20 protein-coding genes are annotated in these 18,364 nt (G+C 38.8%); 8 read left to right on the forward strand and 12 right to left on the reverse strand.

Annotated elements, in window-relative coordinates:
• Window positions 1-71: 71 nt before the first annotated feature.
• From PPA04_RS07405 to PPA04_RS07445, 8 genes are all read right to left on the reverse strand, one after another.
• Entirely contained in the window at window positions 72-656 is a 585-nt protein-coding gene (locus tag PPA04_RS07405; protein WP_147206776.1) for a recombinase family protein, read from the reverse strand.
• Window positions 657-910: 254 nt separating this feature from the next.
• Window positions 911-1,162 (reverse strand): transposase, encoded by a 252-nt coding sequence (locus PPA04_RS09715; RefSeq protein ID WP_089109983.1) that lies wholly within the window; start codon window positions 1,160-1,162, stop codon window positions 911-913.
• Window positions 1,163-1,983: 821 nt separating this feature from the next.
• Window positions 1,984-2,691 carry a putative immunity/bacteriocin fusion bifunctional protein gene (locus PPA04_RS07420; protein ID WP_034529865.1) on the reverse strand — a complete coding sequence of 236 codons (708 nt, stop codon included), beginning with the start codon at window positions 2,689-2,691 and terminating at the stop codon, window positions 1,984-1,986.
• Window positions 2,692-2,723: 32 nt separating this feature from the next.
• Window positions 2,724-3,149, reverse strand: a complete 426-nt coding sequence (locus tag PPA04_RS07425) for a thioredoxin family protein (RefSeq protein ID WP_034529862.1) — start codon at window positions 3,147-3,149, stop codon at window positions 2,724-2,726.
• A gap of 49 nt (window positions 3,150-3,198) precedes the next feature.
• Window positions 3,199-3,537, reverse strand: coding sequence for a hypothetical protein (locus PPA04_RS07430; RefSeq protein WP_057784760.1), 339 nt, complete (start codon window positions 3,535-3,537; stop codon window positions 3,199-3,201).
• A 23-nt stretch (window positions 3,538-3,560) separates the two neighbouring features.
• Entirely contained in the window at window positions 3,561-5,072 is a 1,512-nt protein-coding gene (locus PPA04_RS07435; RefSeq protein ID WP_057784761.1) for a VirD4-like conjugal transfer protein, CD1115 family, read from the reverse strand.
• 1 nt (window position 5,073) lies between these two features.
• Complete coding sequence (locus PPA04_RS07440; protein ID WP_057784762.1) at window positions 5,074-5,544, reverse strand: hypothetical protein; 471 nt, start codon at window positions 5,542-5,544, stop codon at window positions 5,074-5,076.
• Window positions 5,545-5,719: 175 nt separating this feature from the next.
• Window positions 5,720-8,713, reverse strand: a complete 2,994-nt coding sequence (locus PPA04_RS07445; protein WP_057784763.1) for a Tn3 family transposase — start codon at window positions 8,711-8,713, stop codon at window positions 5,720-5,722.
• A gap of 178 nt (window positions 8,714-8,891) precedes the next feature.
• On the opposite strand from PPA04_RS07445, the gene PPA04_RS07450 reads away from it, so the two are divergent.
• From PPA04_RS07450 to arsC, 6 genes are all read left to right on the forward strand, one after another.
• On the forward strand, window positions 8,892-9,488 hold the full coding sequence (locus tag PPA04_RS07450) for a recombinase family protein (protein ID WP_003582117.1): 597 nt from the start codon (window positions 8,892-8,894) through the stop codon (window positions 9,486-9,488).
• Window positions 9,489-9,610: 122 nt separating this feature from the next.
• Entirely contained in the window at window positions 9,611-9,934 is a 324-nt protein-coding gene (locus PPA04_RS07455; protein WP_003582114.1) for an ArsR/SmtB family transcription factor, read from the forward strand.
• 51 nt (window positions 9,935-9,985) lie between these two features.
• Window positions 9,986-11,716, forward strand: a complete 1,731-nt coding sequence (gene arsA / locus PPA04_RS07460) for an arsenical pump-driving ATPase (RefSeq protein ID WP_016373382.1) — start codon at window positions 9,986-9,988, stop codon at window positions 11,714-11,716.
• Window positions 11,717-11,758: 42 nt separating this feature from the next.
• Window positions 11,759-13,054: an arsenic transporter gene (locus PPA04_RS07465; RefSeq protein ID WP_003582109.1), complete on the forward strand. Its 1,296-nt coding sequence runs from the start codon at window positions 11,759-11,761 to the stop codon at window positions 13,052-13,054.
• 36 nt (window positions 13,055-13,090) lie between these two features.
• Entirely contained in the window at window positions 13,091-13,426 is a 336-nt protein-coding gene (gene arsD / locus PPA04_RS07470) for an arsenite efflux transporter metallochaperone ArsD (RefSeq protein WP_025013532.1), read from the forward strand.
• Window positions 13,427-13,448: 22 nt separating this feature from the next.
• Window positions 13,449-13,865, forward strand: coding sequence for an arsenate reductase (thioredoxin) (gene arsC / locus PPA04_RS07475; RefSeq protein ID WP_004563097.1), 417 nt, complete (start codon window positions 13,449-13,451; stop codon window positions 13,863-13,865).
• Between the two features lie 127 nt (window positions 13,866-13,992).
• On the opposite strand, the gene PPA04_RS07480 is transcribed toward arsC, so the two are convergent.
• Window positions 13,993-14,730 (reverse strand): hypothetical protein, encoded by a 738-nt coding sequence (locus tag PPA04_RS07480; RefSeq protein ID WP_057784764.1) that lies wholly within the window; start codon window positions 14,728-14,730, stop codon window positions 13,993-13,995.
• A 371-nt stretch (window positions 14,731-15,101) separates the two neighbouring features.
• On the opposite strand from PPA04_RS07480, the gene PPA04_RS09720 reads away from it, so the two are divergent.
• Entirely contained in the window at window positions 15,102-15,179 is a 78-nt protein-coding gene (locus PPA04_RS09720; protein ID WP_229923078.1) for a putative holin-like toxin, read from the forward strand.
• 214 nt (window positions 15,180-15,393) lie between these two features.
• Complete coding sequence (locus tag PPA04_RS09725) at window positions 15,394-15,561, forward strand: helix-turn-helix domain-containing protein (RefSeq protein ID WP_260280955.1); 168 nt, start codon at window positions 15,394-15,396, stop codon at window positions 15,559-15,561.
• Between the two features lie 166 nt (window positions 15,562-15,727).
• Here PPA04_RS09725 and PPA04_RS07495 read toward each other — a convergent pair whose 3' ends face one another.
• Genes PPA04_RS07495 through PPA04_RS07505 form a run of 3 tightly spaced genes read right to left on the reverse strand, consistent with a single transcriptional unit; the run spans window position 15,728 to window position 18,102 of the window.
• A complete protein-coding gene (locus PPA04_RS07495; protein WP_138428961.1) occupies window positions 15,728-16,546 on the reverse strand; it encodes a hypothetical protein in 819 nt (272 codons plus the stop codon).
• Window positions 16,547-16,566: 20 nt separating this feature from the next.
• On the reverse strand, window positions 16,567-16,995 hold the full coding sequence (locus PPA04_RS07500; protein ID WP_057784766.1) for a type II CBASS E2 protein: 429 nt from the start codon (window positions 16,993-16,995) through the stop codon (window positions 16,567-16,569).
• Window positions 16,996-17,004: 9 nt separating this feature from the next.
• The gene (locus PPA04_RS07505) at window positions 17,005-18,102 is read right to left on the reverse strand and encodes a nucleotidyltransferase domain-containing protein (protein WP_057784767.1); all 1,098 of its coding nucleotides are present in this window, start codon (window positions 18,100-18,102) and stop codon (window positions 17,005-17,007) included.
• Window positions 18,103-18,364: the final 262 nt, after the last annotated feature.

Raw genomic sequence — 18,364 nt, forward strand, 5'->3', positions numbered from 1 at the left:
ATTTCCATATATCTGTTATTTCACTCCTATTTAAATTTTTTCTTCACTGCCCTGCTTATTTAATGAGAAATTTATCTATACACACTGAATTTCTTTCGATACCGAATAAAGGTTGTCCGCTTAATCCCAGTATTTCGAGCCACATCCACATCGCTCATACCATTTTGATAAAGTTTAAAGGCATGTAACAAACGGGGATCATCTTCAGCGTATTGAGGCTTGCGACCATGATATTTGCCCTGCTGTTTGGCTAGGGAAATCCCTTGTTGCTGACGCTCAATGATCCGCTTACGTTCACTTTCAGCTTGGTATTTATAAAGTTCAATAATGAGGTTGGTCATGAGTTGACGTAAATTGGGGTCAGCAATCCCTGTTATGGACGGTAAATTCAACACATCTAGGGTGGCACCCTTATTTTGAATGGAGTTCATGATCTTAGTCAAATCATGGTTGTTTCTGCCTAAGCGATCTAATTCAGTGACCATTACAATATCACCCTCACGAATATAGGCCAGCATTTTTTGCAGTTCTGGCCGATTAGTGTTAGCCCCACTTAATTTATCCGTAAATAATTTATCAACGTCTTTTAAAGCCGCTAACTGTCGATCTAAATGTTGCTCCTTGGAACTCACACGCGCATAACCGATTTTAGCCATTTCCAATTCTCCTTTTGGACAGTTCTAATGAACACTTGTAATTCCTAGTATAGCACAGAAATAAAAAAGACCAATAGGGTATACCCTAATGGCCTTTTCTAAAAGCTGTTTCAGATCTTTGTCTTCCAGACTTCTTTTTGAGGGCCTGTGGGCTTTATAGCGATAGTAATGCGCTCTTGAAACCCCGATGACTCGCCACATCTTAGTTACCTGGTAATTTTGGCTTTCTTGTTGGATATAATCAAAGATATCGGTTATCTCTGCGCAAGGAAGCCGAGGGCTTTTTTTAGGATTTCGTTCTCCTCAGACAGGGAAGCCAGCCGCTTTTCCATCGCTTTAATTTCGTCTGGCGATTTACCGGATTGAGTTTTGGCTTGGCCCTGGATCCACTTATGAACGGTTGAATAGCCAATGCCATATTCTCTGGCCAGTTGGGCGGCTGATTCGCCTTGTTTATATAGGTTGATGATGTTTTGTTTGAATTCTTTGTCGTAACGAGTTGGCATGTAAAAATTCCTTCCTTTTGAGAGACGATTTATTCATTATACGCTCTCTTAAAAGTTGTCTCAGGAATCAGCTTACATCCAACTTGAAAAGAGTACCTTACAACGGACAATTACCATTATTGTTATGGTGATGGGGATTATCACGCTGCTGGCGACCTTGGGGCTATTAATGTGGGTTATTGTACCGATGGTGCTGCACGGATCCGGCCTTAAGTCGATTTGGGACACTTGGCACCCTGAATTAACGGGTTGGGGCGCCGTTAGATGTATTGGGGCGATACTTACTAGCTTTTTGGTGATTTGTATCGAGCTGTTAGTGATCGGATTGCCAACCGTGATTGCGATTAAAATAATGGAATTTGTTGATAAATCGGATAGATAGGAAAACGCATAGCAAGACATTCAAATATTGGGTATTTTTTCAAAGCACGCAGGTAAACTTTAAAAGTTAACATAGTTCCAATGTAGACTTTTATCTTGCGGACAATGTAAAAGTCTACATTGGAACTTTTTTATAAATCATCTTTAATTTCTTGAAGTGTAGCATTAGAACTTGTAATTTATCTTTAGATAGGTTTTATTTATCAATGAGAATTACCTTTCTTAATTCGATATACAAGGATCCAGAAAGGTAATGCAATTAGAACAGTGCCAATTAACGGAATAAATGAATATAAAACAGCTGCGCATGTATAGTTATTTTGATAAATAACAAAATATAATAGAGCACCTGCAGAAACAATTATTCCCGAAATGGGTAAACTTTTAGTCGTGTAAAAGAGTAAATTTTTCTCATATTTTTTCATAAAAATTGCCTCTTATTAATGATTCATTGCACATGCACCTTCTGATGCAGCGCCACACACGACAGCGCAAGCTAAACCTGCGATGCCATTTACGGCAGCCCAAACTGCACAATAGGAACCACAAGCTAACACACCAGCCATACCGCATGAAAATTCTTTGCCATGAAATTTAAAATGCTTTGTCTTTTTTTTCGCCAGAATATTAATTTGATTCAGTTCATTGTTTGAGGCGGAAAATTCGGTTTTTGGTGATGTGCTCTTAGTAGTACCTTGCTCAGCAGAGAAGCTTACAACCTTATTATTGCTCTTATCAACAACCGTTTGAGTTAATATTGTAGTATTTTTGTCATTATTTTTGTAAACATTATAAACAACATCCGTTGATATAGAAGGATCTACTGAGGATGTTGCACGATAATTATATGGTGTGACTGCGTCTTGGTCATTGGTATAACCACGTTTTTTTATATTATTTAAATAGTTATTTATTTTCTCACTTTTATTTAAATTAGAAACATCTTGCTGTGCATTGCTTGAGCTCAAAGACGAAACCTTTGCACTCAAGTTTGAATATTTAAGCTCTGTATTTAAATTATGGTAATAAGATCCAACTCTAGTTTTAGCCGAACCATTAATTGGGAATAAGAACGAGCCAAGTAATACAGTAACTGAGCACATTAGTAGTCCGATAAATATTTTTTTAAAATGTTTTGCCTTACTCATAATCAACAACTCCTCTAATTTTTAAGGAACCCTTATTGTAAGAACTTGTCTACTACTGAAATTTTGGATTCTCCAACTAAACGTGTAACCTCATGGGTGCCATTGTATTTTATTAAAGTTGGTATAGCATTTACATGCAGTCCCTTTAATTTTTTATAGCTAGAATTAGGTTCGTTAGCTAAATCGACTTTAAAGATTTCCTTGTTAGGATGCTTAGCAATAGCTTGTCGGTAAATCTTTTTCATTTTTTGACAATGAATGCAGTATCTAGAAGCATAGAGGACATACGTTATCTTTCTTTTCTTTTGTTTGAGCAATTTTAATGCGGTGGTTAATTTTACATTCACCACTTTTCCTTCTGACTTTGCGAGCACTGTACTTGGAAGTAAAAACATGAGGCTGATTCCTATTACGAACAAGCAAAAACTGCTTAAAACTGTTATTTTTCGTTTTTTCATAAAAAGCCTCCTCAACACATAAAATCGATGTTAAAACAATCAATATATGCTACATGATCATAATATCACAATTAATTTTGTTTGCCATTTTAAATAAGCGAGTCTCTTGTTTTCCAGAAACGCTATTCTTACCAATAAATTTTATTTGTTCATTTCTGCCACTGTTAGTTAGCTCGTACGTGTAAACTTCACTAAACCCAGCCTCGGTTAGCGTTAGATTGCTTTTAGTAAACTTGGCAGTTGCGGCTAAACCATCACCTTTGCTAGAGTCAAACGTCCATTGATGACTCTGGAGATCTTGTGCAGTTGACTTTCCACAAGCAGTTAGGCCAACCGCAATCAGCAATACTGTCATTACAGCGATTATATATTTCCTATATGATTTCATAAGTTACTCTCCCTCTATAATCCTTATCCCAGCATTTTCTTATGTCTAGTCTCTAATTCTTGATCGATGTTGTCCTGCAATTTGTCTTCCTCATCATCAGTTGTCTGATCGGCTTTTTTGGCTTGGTGCTGTGCTTTAACTGTCTGATTCCACTTATCTACCTTGTTTTTAAAATTAGTTTCTTGACTGGCTTCTGGTTGGCCTTGATACTCGTTCTGTGACAAGTTAACCAAATGATCGGCGCCAGGAAATAGTTTAAATTGGAACGCTTTTGTAGCTTTGACCGGCCGCGCATTACTAAAGATTAATAAACTCCGATCTTCGGGCATACGCATGATTTCGTCGGGCGTCATGAGCGAACGGCTCGTATAGCTGTAACTATCGCTTTTGCTATGGCTCTCTTCGTTGCTATGACTGGTACTCTCACTTCCCGTTTCGACTTTAACGGTTGATTTACCTAACAAATCACTAAAGTATTTAGCGGTCACGTCGTTAGCCGCATTCAAGCAGATTTTAACGGCGTGATTCCCTAAGATACTTTCGGCTTTATCCTTGCCGTACAAGGCTTGCAGCTGGGTTAAGGTCTGGCAAATGGTCGTCACACCAATACCGTACCCCCGGCAAGTTGCCAGGAACTCTTCATACTTCGGAAACTTCCCTAAATTAACAAATTCATCAAGGATAAAATCGACTTGATGGGGTAATTTAGCGTGATGATCGGCAGCTAATTTGTATAATTCATCAAACAATTGTGAGAAAAACAGATTGATGAAGCTTTCGTAAGTGTTATCCATCACCGGAATAATCACGTATAGGACAACCTTAGTATTGCCAATCTCTTTTAAATCAAAATCTGAAAAGCTGGCAAAGTCGGCCACTTCTTGATCGACAAACTTCGAAATGGTTGCCAGCAAGCTCTCAATAATACTGGCTTTCATTTCCCCTTTCGCCTTTTTAAAACCTAATTCATAAGCACGTCTCGCTGGATCGGACATTTTCAAATCCAGGAACAAGGTATCTAACGGACTATCTGTGCCCTTTTCTTCGGCTTCCACATCATTTTCCTGTAAGACTTGGGTTACGCCCGCCAAGTTCCGTTGCTCTGGCGACCGGTGGTTCATGACAAACAGAATTAGTGCCTTCAAAAGTTGCCGTTGGGTACTGAACCACACGTCTTTCTTACCTTCCGCATTCTCACTTTGGACGATCTTAGTGGCGACGGTTTCGGCTTGAATATCCCGTTGAATATAATCAAAGGGATTATAGCGGTCACTGTGCGTCATGTTGGCAAAGTTGACGACATGCACTTGATAACCTTGGGCTAACTTAACCCCGGCCGTTTTTTCGTATAATTCACCTTTCGGATCGGTGACGACAATACTGTTCTCCGTTTCGTTAAACAGGTTGGTAATCACGACTGATTGGGTCTTATACGAACCGGGACCCCCGACCACAAAAATATTCCGGTTGGGTTTGGTTGAGTTGTTCTGATAAACAGCCTGCTTATCCACGATTCCTAAAATTGTGCCATTCATGTTAATCTGCCCCCTTCGATGATTTCTCACGGTCGACTAATGATTTGAGAACTGCTGCCTTGGTACTGTTGTTAAACGCTGTTGTCAGGTCTTTGGCATTGATACTAAAGTAATGGTTACTCAATTCTTTTAGATCACCCCAGGTCGCACTCCCGTGAGTTTCAGTGTCCGCAGTTTCCCACGCTTTATGTTTGCTGTTTCGTTTCAAAGCAAAATAGATGGTGTATAGGATCACGGCGACACTGACAATAATTAGTACCGGGTTCTTTTGGCCTAAATATAAGTTGTAATAGTGCCAAGGGTGTAAAGCTAATTGTTTTAATACGGTTGGCATATGATCCGCAAAGGTTAGCTTATAACGGGACAAGGCCATGACAGAGCCAGCTAAAATCTCCGCTAAATACAAGCCAATGATTAGCGTTAGTAAATACGGCCAGCTTGCTTTAATGGCATTTAAGAGTTTACTTTTCATCTAATCACCTAGGGGTCAATGGAACATCCATACGAAAAGTAGCGGTAGGATCCCGAACAAAAAATCAGAAACGTTGATTTAACAGCGTTTATGATTTTTTATATTGGCTTTATTTAAAAAGAGCTCTGGAACATTCGTACGAAAAGTAGCGGTAGACTTTAAAAACCGAACAATCTTATTTTTCGTCTGCTTCATCCAATGGTCTTAAATGACCATTTTCTAACGCTTCATTATATTGGAACGTGTACTTACCGACAAAGTTAATGTGTTCAAACATCAGTGGCGATAATTTGCCGATCATGTCGTCAGAACAATCAAACCCTTCTGATTGCATCTGCGTCACAATCTTTTCCAGGTAAACGGTATTCCAATAAATAATGGCATTCGTGACTAAACTGAGAGCATTTAGTTGTTCTTCCATACCATCAAAATACGTTTGATAAAGCTTCCCTTTCCGACCATAAAAGATGTTTCGACAAAGCGCGTGCCGAGCTTCACCTTTATTTAGCTGTTCCAAAATTTGACGCGCATAAATCTCATCTGAAAGATAGCGTAATTGATGTTTCGTTTTATAGACTTTGCCGTATTCAGTAATCGCTTTACCCAAAGCGGTTGGGTGGCCTTCACGTTGCAAGGCCTGAGTTAATTCTGTCGCATTGACCTTACCAGACTTTAACGAACCGGCCACGCGTAAAATATCCTCCCAATGTTCTTCAATCAACCTTAAATTAATGCGGTTTTGAGACACCCCATTTAAGACTTGATAATCAGCGGTCGAATCAATCCGCCATAGCTTGGTTCCCTGACTATTAGCAATTCGGGGACTGAACTGAAAACCTAATAGGCCAAATAAGCCAAAGACTAAATCGCTATAACCGGCGGTGTCGGTCATAATCTGAGTGGGTTCCAAACTGCTGCCTTGATTTAAAAAGCCTTCTAATAGGTAGAGAGAATCTCGTAAGGTCCCTGCAACCACCATGCCATGAAAGCCGATATATTGATCAGAAACAAAATTGTAAAAAGTAACCCCGCGACCGCGGCCAAAGTATTTTGGATTGCTACGAGAATATAAAGACCTTTGGGGGGTAACGTAACGAATGCCATCGGCCGAAGCCATTTGACCGTCGCCCCAGATGAGCGCACTTTTTAATTTTTTATGCGCGTTAATAATGCGGCGATTGGCGGCGGCAAGGGTATCAATTCGCAAGTATTGATGGTCCACGTACATTAACCGATCGTATTTTAGACTATTTGAACTGTTTTTAGCCACTGGCGAAAGGCCAATGTTACAAGCCTCAGCTAATAAAACCGCTAAAATACTAATATCAACGTGTTTCATCTTCGTCCCACTTTCACTAACGTGACTAAAACATTGTGTTAACTGTAACTGTTGGTTAACCTCCAAGAGAATATCCGATAAATCAATTTTGGGAATTAAATGCCGAACCCGACTTTTAAAGGCCGCTTCGTCCTTTTGTTCACGGACTTTGCGTAATTTGGCCACAATAATTTTTTCTTGGCCGTCAACCTCTTTGACCTGGGCCATTTCTGAATCAGCCCAATTTTTTAGGGCCTCGGCATAGGATAAAGCTAAATCCTGTTTCACCGCTTCAACGGCTGCTTGACCAGTCTGCGGTAAATCAAGTTGTTGAATCAAAACGGCCTTTTGTTGACGCCAAGTAGACTTATCAATTAAGCAGGCCATGGGATCAAGATAGCGATTACTTTGCCGGACGTAAATATCATGACGCTTAAGACCATGAACCAGAAGCTCGATGCCGGCAATCAACACACACTGATTGGTTACTTGGGGGTTCTCACGAATATAATAACGCCATTTTTTCGGTAGTTTTTCGACGATCTGTTCAAACATCCGATAGGTAACCGGGCGCGGAAACCGTTGGCGAATAAACTCCCAAACCATCAGACAATCTTGGCCAGTGGTAGTCCCTTCAAAAACAATAGTGGCTAAAATATCCGGAATGAATTTCCGGAATTTTCGATAAGCATTTAACAGTTCTTCAATGGCAATTGGTTCTCGCTCATTACGCACTAACTGATTAACCTGGGTAACGGCTGACTCAATTATTTCAGGTGGATAAGTTGCTAAAACTTTGTTTCTGAGATCTTGACTGCTGATCGTTTCGTCCATCAATAACCTGACAATCTGGGAGAGCGTTAAAGCTGCATGATCAAAATCTTTAATGGTTCGCAGCCGTTCCTTGGCTTCTTTATTTTTGGCCCGTTTAAAAAGCGTCTCGTAGAAGCGTGAAAGAGCTAGTAATTGTTCATCCATCGCTCGTTTGCGATACTCGGAAACAAAAGCGACCAATAACGCCGTTTGTCTTTTGACGGACATCCGTTTAATCAGACTGGCCTTGGCTTTAAAAGCATAGTTGGCCAGATTCTTTAACTTTCCTGCTGGAATTGCGCCTAATTGCCAATCCTCAGTTTTAAATTGTTGAAACTGTTTTAATCGAGTAAAGCCACGGTTAATTTCTTTGCGGCTTTCATCCATCAAAGGATTTCTTAAGAGATCCATTTTAATGGTGGCCCCATAGATGGGTTCCCCAACGGCAGTTAACAGATTTAAAAGTCGGTCCGTTTCTTCCGCTGAAGGGACGGCCACTAATTGACTATCCAAAAGGTCGGCGGCAACCTCCGTGACCCCATTAACAAAGCGTTCAAAGGTGGTCACCCCTGGTAAGAGAATTTTTTCATCCAAACATTTTTTTAGCAGCATATCAAAAAGTAGTTTTTCGGTTTCGTTTGTAAAACGCGCTCGCTCAAGCAGCCAGTCGTTCAGGCTCGCTTTGACCGCGGGATCAGTAAAGGCTTGATAATGATATTTTCGCTTAATCAGCGCCATATGTTGGCTAATGGTCATTTTTCGCGTGTAGCCTGCTAATGCCCGACCATCAATAGTTAACTGTTTAGCTAAATAATCAATTACCTCAGCTGGGACTTGTTGTAGATTAGTTGGAAAAGTTCCTAAAAATCTAACTGAGCTCAATTGAACGGCAAAGCCTAATTTAGTCGTTGCGGAACGCATTTCATCAATTAACGCGCGATCAAAATCAGTTAATTGAAAATACAGCCGCAGTTGATCGGCAGAAGAGATGCCCTCAAAAGTTCCGAAGCTTTGTTGGTGATGCGGGTTAGTCGGCATATTATTCTCCAATGTTTTTAAAAAACTATAGTTTTTGGAAAGGTTTCGCTATACTTTGATTAGGTTGATTTAACCGGGTTTTGAGTTTTCAAAAACTCATTATCAAAAAGTTTATAATAAACCATTGCCAAAAGATAGCTAAATTTACCCTGGCTATCAAAAAACTAAGGAGTCACTCATGATTATTGGATATGCACGGGTTTCAAAAGATGATCAGAATCTCAATCGCCAAATTGATCAATTAATGGCTTATGGTGCCGAAAAAATCATTCAAGAAAAGTTTACCGGGACCCGGCAAAGAAGACCGGGAATTACCCAGCTTCTCCAAACCATTCGGGCTCATGATGTCGTGGTCGTTGAAAGTATTTCCCGCTTGGGCCGCAATACGTTGGACATTTTAAATCTGATTCAATTACTGCACCAAAAACAAATTAAGTTTGTTTCTTTAAAGGAGCAGATGGACACCGAGACCCCAACTGGTCGAGCCATGCTGCAAATGATGAGTGTGATTGCGGAACTGGAGCGGAATTTATTAGCTGATCGGGTTAAAGAAGGGATTGCGGCCAGTCGTCGGCGTGGCGTGACAGTTGGCCGACCACGAATCGCCCAAGAAAAGTTGGATATTGCCATTCGGATGTATCAAAGTGGTGACTATTCAGTTAAAGAAATTTTGGCCACCAACCAAATTTCCTCAGGAACTTTTTACCGCGAAGTGAATCGGTTAAAACTAAAAAAGCTTAAAAGAAAAGATGACCCATCTGCTTCTCACAACTGACTTCTAAATATTATGGATTCCAAAAAAGATTTACGACCTTTAGTTTTAACAAAGTTGACAAGCCATTGGAGTAGCTCTTATACTATACATAGATGATCGTCTATGTAATGGAAGGAGAAAAAATGGATTATCAAAATTACGTTCAAATGCTAAAAGCAATGGCTGACCCGAACCGCCTAAAAATCATTGATCTGCTTTCATGTGGATCACTTTGTGCTTGTGATATCCTCCAGCATTTTGATTTTTCTCAACCCACTTTGTCTCATCATATGAAGGTTTTGCAAAATGCAGGTATTGTGTTTGCGGTAAAGGATGGGAAATGGCAACACTATTCCCTACAAAAAAGGTTTGTCCAAGAGTTTAAACAGAATACCGACCAACTGTTAGCCGCTGATGAGCACTGCCTTTGCCAACGGTCTGATTGTGAAAAAGATGTTGCCAATTAAGTTTTTTTAAGCAATACATAGGCGCGTGTCTATGTAAGGAGCTGAAAAATGATGGAAAAGTATTCGCCACAAGAGATTAATTTAACCAAGTACCTATTTTTTACCGGCAAGGGTGGGGTTGGCAAAACCACGGTTGCCAGTGCCACTGCAATTAGCTTAGCTGATGCTGGTCACCGAGTTATGATCGTTTCCACTGATCCAGCTAGTAACTTGCAGGACGTTTTTAAAGTTAGTTTAACCAATCAGCCAAAGCCGATTCCAAACATTTCCGGTTTGTTTGCTGCCAACTTTGATCCGGTCATTGCTGCGAACGAGTATCGCGAGCAGGTTATTCAACCTTATCGAGGCGTGTTGCCCAAAGAAGCCATTCAGAATATGGCTGAACAATTATCAGGCTCGTGTACGGTTGAAATTGCTGCATTTAATGAATTTGCCAACTTTCTAACTAGTTCCAAGATTAATCAGCAATTTGACTATATTATTTTTGATACCGCGCCGACCGGCCATACCTTAAGAATGCTGCAATTGCCTTCTGCTTGGAGTAATTACCTGGATAAGAATGATCGTGGTGCATCCTGTCTCGGCCAACTAGCTGGCTTAAATGATAAGAAAGCTATGTATCAAAAAGCGGTTGAAACTTTAGGCAATCCTCAAGCGACGACTTTGTTTTTAGTTACCCGACCACAAAAAGGCGCCCTTCTGGAGGCACAACGCGCTTCACATGAGTTGGCAGCCTTAAACATTAAGAACCAGCAACTAATCATTAACGGTATCTTAAATCAGCCAACCGACGCAGTTTCTCAGACTATTTTTAAACAACAGCAAGCTGATTTGCAGAATATGCCAGTCACTTTAGACCAGCTACCCAAGTTAGCAATCCCATTGCGAGCATACAACGTATTGGGATTAGCTAATTTACGACTACTATTGAAAGACCAGCAGCCGCAAATCACTGAGGAACCGGTTACTGCTAGTCACTTTCCTGATCTGGATGTTGTCGTGAAGAATTTAGTGCAGTCAAATAAAAAAATTATCTTCACCATGGGCAAAGGTGGCGTTGGTAAAACAACCGTTGCCGTTCAAATTGCCCAAAAGATAGCTGCTCAACACAAAACCGTGCACTTGGCTACCACTGACCCAGCTGATCATTTGAAATACTTCAAAATCACAAGTCCGCTGATCAAGGTGAGCCATATTGATGAGAAAAAGTCTTTAAAAGAATATCAAAACGAAGTTCTCACTACTGCTAAAAAGACCATGAAGTCTAATGATGTTGATTATGTCGCTGAAGATTTGCGTTCACCATGTACTCAAGAAATTGCTGTCTTCCGAGCTTTTGCTGAGTTAGTCGCCCAAAATGATAGTGACGTCGTTGTGGTTGATACGGCTCCGACTGGTCATACACTCTTACTGTTAAACTCGACCCAAAGCTATGCTCAAGAAGTTGCCCATACCTCCGGCAGCGTCCCACAAGCAGTCGTTAATCTGTTACCAAGACTACAAGATCCTAAGCAAACTGAAATTGTTATGGTAACGCTACCAGAAGCCACGCCGGTTTATGAATCAATGCGGTTAGATGACGATTTGAAGCGAGCCAGTCTAGCTCATACTTGGTGGGTGGTCAACCAAAGTATGTTGGCAACTCAAACCACTGATCCATGTTTGCTGGCTCGAGTGCAAAGCGAAGTTAAATGGATTGATCAGGTAAAAGAGCTTTCGAATAATCATTTTGCTGTTATGCAATGGCAACCAAATTACGAAAAAACGCTTTTAACGGTTTAATTAATTAAAGGAAAAAAATAATTAATCAGTTTAGGAGGTATCATGCAAGTCTTTTTTGCCGTTGGAATTTTCTTACTCACATTATTATTCGTTATCTGGCAACCTAGAGGATTATCAATTGGATGGACAGCCGTTGGTGGTGCAATTTTAGCATTATTGTTTGGCGTGGTGAGTTTTAAAGATGTTGGAACAGTTACCGGAATTGTCTGGAATGCCACCTTATCTTTCGTGGCTATTATTCTGATTTCACTCATTTTAGATCAAATCGGATTTTTTGAATGGGCCGCCTTACACATGGCTCGCTGGGCAAACGGTCACGGTATTCGCATGTTTATTTTGGTGACCACCTTAGGCGCCGTCGTTGCTGCCCTTTTTGCTAATGATGGGGCTGCTCTGATTCTTACCCCCATTGTTTTAGCAATGGTTCGTGCCTTACACTTTGATGAAAAGCAAGTTTTCCCTTTTATTATTGCCAGTGGCTTTATTGCCGATACCACTTCTTTACCAATGATTGTTAGTAACTTGGTAAATATTGTCTCTGCAGACTTTTTTGGAATTTCCTTTTCAGCGTATGCGTTAAGAATGTGGATTCCTGATCTATTTTCGCTGTTAGGTAGTATTGGTATCCTGTATCTTTACTTTCGAAAAGCATTGCCACGAAAATTTGATGCCACTCAGGTTGCGGAACCCAGTTCTGCACTAAAAGATCAGCGACTTTTCAAGTTTTCATGGGTCGTCTTAATCCTCCTATTGATTGGTTACTTTAGTAGCGGTTTCTTAGGAATCCCCGTCTCCTTTATCGCACTGAGTATTGCGGCTATTTTTCTGATAGTTGGTCAAAGAAGTTCCCATGTTAATGCGATGGCAGCGATTAAAGGAGCTCCTTGGAACATTGTCTTTTTCTCAATCGGTATGTATGTCGTAGTCTACGGCCTTCAGAACGTTGGTCTAACAACATTATTATCAGGTGTCATTACCGAAATCGCAAAAGGTGGTCGGTTTGCTGCCACAATGGGCATGGGCTACTTAGCAGCACTTTTATCGTCATTAATGAATAACATGCCGACCGTCATGATTAATGCACTATCAATCAAAGGCGCTGACGTTTCAGGGCTCATCCATCATACGTTAGTGTACGCAAACATAATCGGCTCAGATTTGGGACCTAAGATTACCCCAATTGGCTCTTTGGCTACATTAGTCTGGCTACATGTGTTAGCTCAAAAGGGAGTTAAAATTAAATGGGGGACTTATTTTAAAATTGGAATTGTAACCACGATCCCAGTGTTGTTTATTACCCTATGTGGCCTCTGGTTATCATTATCGATTTTTGGTTAGAAAATATAAATCACAATTACTTTGGAGATGAATAGAATGAAAAAAATAGAGCTTTTTGAACCAGCAATGTGTTGTTCAACCGGTGTTTGTGGTCCCAGCGTTGATAAGGAATTGATTCAAACAACGGCCATTCAGCGGTATGTCAGTGTGAATGCACAGGGGCAGGCCATGTTCATTCGTCGTAATTTAGCCCAGAACCCCGATGCCTTTGTTCGAAATCCGATTGTTGCCCAAGAACTAAAACGTCAGGGTATAAATGCTTTACCAATTACGTTAGTGGATGGTCAGTTGGTAAAAACCGGTGAATACCCAACCATTAACGAGTTTAGCAGTTACTTAGACATGGATTTAGTAGCTGCTTTGGTTCACTAATAGTTTAGATGGAGGATTAATGATGACACAAATTTATTTTCTATGTACTGGAAATGCTTGTCGAAGTCAAATGGCTGAAGGATTCGCTAAAAAAATTTTAGGCAATGATTGGCGCGTTGCCAGTGCGGGAGTCGAGGTGCATGGCTTGAATCCATTGGCTGTTAAAGTTATGGCTGAAAAAGGAATAGATATTTCCCAGCAAACATCAAAGTTAATTGATCCCGATTATTTGCTTCACAGTGACCTAGTTGTCACCTTATGTGGAGACGCTCGTGATCGCTGTCCAGTCACCCCACCAACGGTCAAGAAAAAGCATTGGCCACTTCCAGACCCGGCTTTAGCAGCTGGATCCGAACAGGATAGAATAGTAGTTTTTCGGAAGGTCAGAGATCAAATTGAGCAGCAGATTATTGACTTAGCAAAAGTCGGTAACCTCTGAGGAATCAGTAGGTCCGTAACCAATACGAATTTTAAAATAGCGGTAGAAAACCGTATATTCAGATAACAAACATTCTGAGTGTTCGGCTTCCTACCGCTACTTTTCGTATGGATGTTCCATTAACCCCTTAATCTTGAGCAGCAAGCGTGTTTGCTAGAGCTTCTATATCTAAATCTTTTCCCAAAGCGTCTTGATAATCAGTTTCAAGAACAAATTCCTTTACTGTTCCGCTCATAGTTTGATATATAAAATAAATATAAACAGGCTTTTTATTAACAAATCGCTTTAGAGCTTTGTGATTAAACATAAGGCGATTCCTAACTGCGTCTAAAAAGTGGTCTTTTGGAATAATGATAGTTCTCATTTCATGGCTTTTGATAAGAATAAAACCAGTTTCTGTGATTTCATCACCATTTTGGATATTCACCATTTCAAGGTAAGGGTATATTCCTTTATCTTCATCTTGATTTTTAAAGTTCTTAGAAAGTATGTGATATACCCAAGACTTTGTTGTGTGTATAGTCTTACTATTATTGTCCTTGTAAAACCTAAGCTTCGTTCTAATGATGTATGGTAATAACTTACGATATAGATAGAACTTCCTGTTTGTAACCATTATCCCTAGCAGTTGAGAAGCCTCTGTTCCTACACTGTCATTATATACAACAATAGCCGTCTCAAAATCATTACTTCCTGAGGAGTATTCAAAAGATTGCCTTAGTTTCTTGTGACTATTTCTTAGAAATGTTATCAATGTTAATCCGAATGCTAACCAACCTACCGATATATGAATGCTAATCCATTGGATTATATTTAAAATGAATTCCCATGATTGACCTATAAACAATTGTATAACTTTCACCATATTATAAAATCTTCTTTCTTATTTGCTTGCATTTGCATTATTGTTTTGGGGATTATCAGGTGCCTTACTGTTCTACGTCACCAAGTTTTAAAACCTTCCTTCAAATTTCGTCCGTGTCCTACTAGTAATATAAGGATTAACCTGAAAATTAATCTTTTTAAATTGGTTCTCACTAGTAATATAGCAATCAAGTGAATTTGTTTTAAAGCTTGGATAATGATACAGATTCCCTGTATAATGGTTCCTTGTAGAGAAGTTAAGGCGGTGGCTATTTCCGATCGGAGGTGGTGCTTATGGTGTAAAACCTTTAAAGCCCATAAATCCCAATGAAAGGAGTAGCCTAAGTGTCCGTGTCGGACTCTTTACAATTAATGCTGGCTTTCGGTACGTTTATCGTAGCCTTAATCGCGTTAATTGTTGAGCTGATCAGAAGTCAGCAAAAAAAATAACCGCCTTAGCTCTGGCAAGCTAGCGGTTATTTAATAACGTTAAATTATGTCACCGTCTTAAACGGCTCTACATGGGAAGCCCTGTTCACGCAGGGCTCCTTTTTCTATCTGTATTATAGCATGACTATAACTGAATTTCGACTATTTTAAGTTAGATTTGTAGCAGGTGAATTAATGGAGAAACTCAGATATAAACTTTCACTATCACCTTGCCATACAGGAACGTCAATTAATTTTTCTGTATCATGGTTTACATTTTACAATCCGTTGGATTGCGCGGTTGCTGAAGCGATACCCCACAACCATTTCTCGTGAATTACGGCGTGGTACCTACGGCGGTCAATATTTTCCTATCGCTACTGAACGGTTGTATCACCAGTGAAAGCATACCTACGGTTGATTCTGGTTGACTAATCCCACTACAAGAAATTCACAAACCATTATTTAAAAAGACAAAGAAGCTATAAAGCCTTAGATCTCCATTATTTGCCTATTTAGCATTGGATTTAAGCCTTTCGAATTAGATTTTAAACAGTCTCTGCCTAATACTATATTTTATGTGCTTCCATATATACATGATTAGGACCAATCGACTGATAAACTATAACACTAATTTTTCTAGTTCTAACATCCATTCGAAAATTTTCTTTAACAATTTTTGAATTATGCATCGGATTAGTTGAGGCAAACATATTTATCGTTGTGTACCCTCTTTGGGATATATCTTGAATAGCTTCTGTAGACTTTTTTATAAAATCTTCATTGTATGAGCGTTCCCCATGGTTGGTTCGCTCTATGACCCAAGTATCATAACAATTAAAACTCTGTGGAATTTTACCTGATAGTGGATATGTGTCAACTAATTGTAAATTTGCTACCTCTCCACCATGTAGTTTTCCGTGTGTTAAAGACACTTCATCATTCCTGGAAGGGAGGTTATCATATTCTGGAGTCCAAAAAGCTGATTTATAAACTTTAAATTGGATCCATATAGGGAGATTAATCACATTAATATGACTGTATCCAAAAATGAACCCGAGAAATGTTAATAGCCCATACGAAAAATTGACATATCCCAAACCATTAGCATGAAAAACCTTATTTTCATTATTCTTTTTAACCCTTCTAAAAGAAAAATAAAGGAATACAAACAACAAGACAATATTTGTCGTCAATTTAAATCTAGTAAATATGTCATTAACTGTGTTCAAGTCAGACGCAGTTAGTGATGTAAAATCAGAGATTATTTTGATAATTGGTAGGTGCAAAATAAATATTAAAATAATATATATAAGTCCCCCAAAAAGATAGGTACCAAGAGGTGGTAGAATATCAACCATTATAAATTTCTTTAAGTCTTTTGACATTTTTACATCGCATTTCCTAATCATTTAGGATGAATTCCATTTCCAAACCAATTTTTTGTTATTAAAAATAGTTCGTAAAAATAAAGCCATTCACAGGTCCAAGGAAGAATATTGGCTGTTAATAATTTATTACTGTCATATTCATGATAATTTGGCATATAAAGACATAACTTAACCTTATCTTCCTTTACATTTTTATGATAAATGTGTGGAGGCACTATTCCATTTCCCTTTTGAAGTAGCCCTTTTACCCACACATCTATTTTTCCTCCTATAAAGTAACAAAAACAAACAGTATAAGTGTCACTGTTTATGGTTGGTTTAATCTGTGCCGTTATCTTAAAAAATTTTTTGCGAACGTTTATAGTTCCTTGCCCCTTTATCGCATCTTTCAAATCGTAATATTTAACAATAAAAAAAGCAAGTGACTCCGGCTTACGTTTTATCATCTTTGAGCACTAGTTCTCCCCAAAAAAGTTATTTTGGGGAATGGATGTATGTTCTTTACTTCCAATGACAAATCCAGATTCTTTATCAAAAGACATATTTCCCAACTTTTGGTCGCTCTGATTTGTTTGACCGATATGCTCATAAGCAGATACTACCGGTTGCCCTAATACATCGCCAAGACGTTGAGAAAACTGAATACGGCTTTCGCATAGGCTTGCTTTCACTAGATCTTGGTAAACTGCATTTCCCCACTTTATAAATGCTTCTTTACGTTCTGGATGATCTATCCATTTATCGGTAAACTCTTCTGATGTTTCAATTGGATTATAGATATGGTAATTTCCGTCTAATCCTTTGCTGCTTTCCATAAATTGTGGAATGGCAGCACTTATATTTGAAACGGATTGAAACAGATCACTTTCTCCATTGTACAGAGTGGCCGCTATAGTTGTAATCAACATGGAAATTGGTTTCTCTTTCTCTGGCCTTGTTTGGAAAAATTTATTTCTGTGATATTTCAAAATTTGAACCGTTTTCTGCAATATAGTTCTTCTTTGATAAGAATGAATAGGTTCAATAGATTCTGTAATTTTTTCATGAACCGTTTTATCGATAATTCCTTGATTTTGGAACCATTTTTTAAATGCTTTAGGATTGCTTTTGATAAAAAAGTATCCCTGATCATTTTTATCTGTTATATAAAGATCTTCAGCGCTATTTATTTTTGCTGGAACAATATCGATATGTGAATTGTTATAATTAACAGTCCATGCTCTTCCTTTTTCCGAAAATTTGTCTTTGTATCGATTACTGTTGCTTAATACATCACCAATGTTTTCTTTTACATCAGATGGACCTATATCATCGTCCACAAAGGCAATAACAAAATCTACATCAAAATCGTCCCTATCTGCGTTTAAGGGTCGTATGGTAGTCCCTAAACTATATGATCCTTGAGGGAACATTTTTACGTTATCATACTCATCATCAAATAAAGATGTTAATGAATTGAATTCTCTTTCGGCTGTACTACATGCTGTCTGAGACAACTGGATTTCTTTCACTAATTGATCATAAAATAAAGATAACTCCTGTGATTCTGGCATATTAAATACCTCCTATGCATGTGTTGTTATGGACTTTAGGATGATAACTTTCTTAATGTCATATTAAACACAATTCCAACTAATAATTGATATTAATCAACGAGACTTACAATAAAAAGCGCCACGTAACTTTGATAAAATTACAAGGCGATAATTTAGTTGTTCTTGTAATTGTTGTAGTCTTGAAGTGTTTTGTGCGGGAAATCCGATTATATGAGGCCTATATTCTCTTTAATTGTAACATGACCTTTAATAACTGGCT

Origin of the sequence: Pediococcus parvulus, assembly GCF_007990205.1 — a bacterium.
Taxonomy (GTDB): Bacteria; Bacillota; Bacilli; order Lactobacillales; family Lactobacillaceae; genus Pediococcus; species Pediococcus parvulus.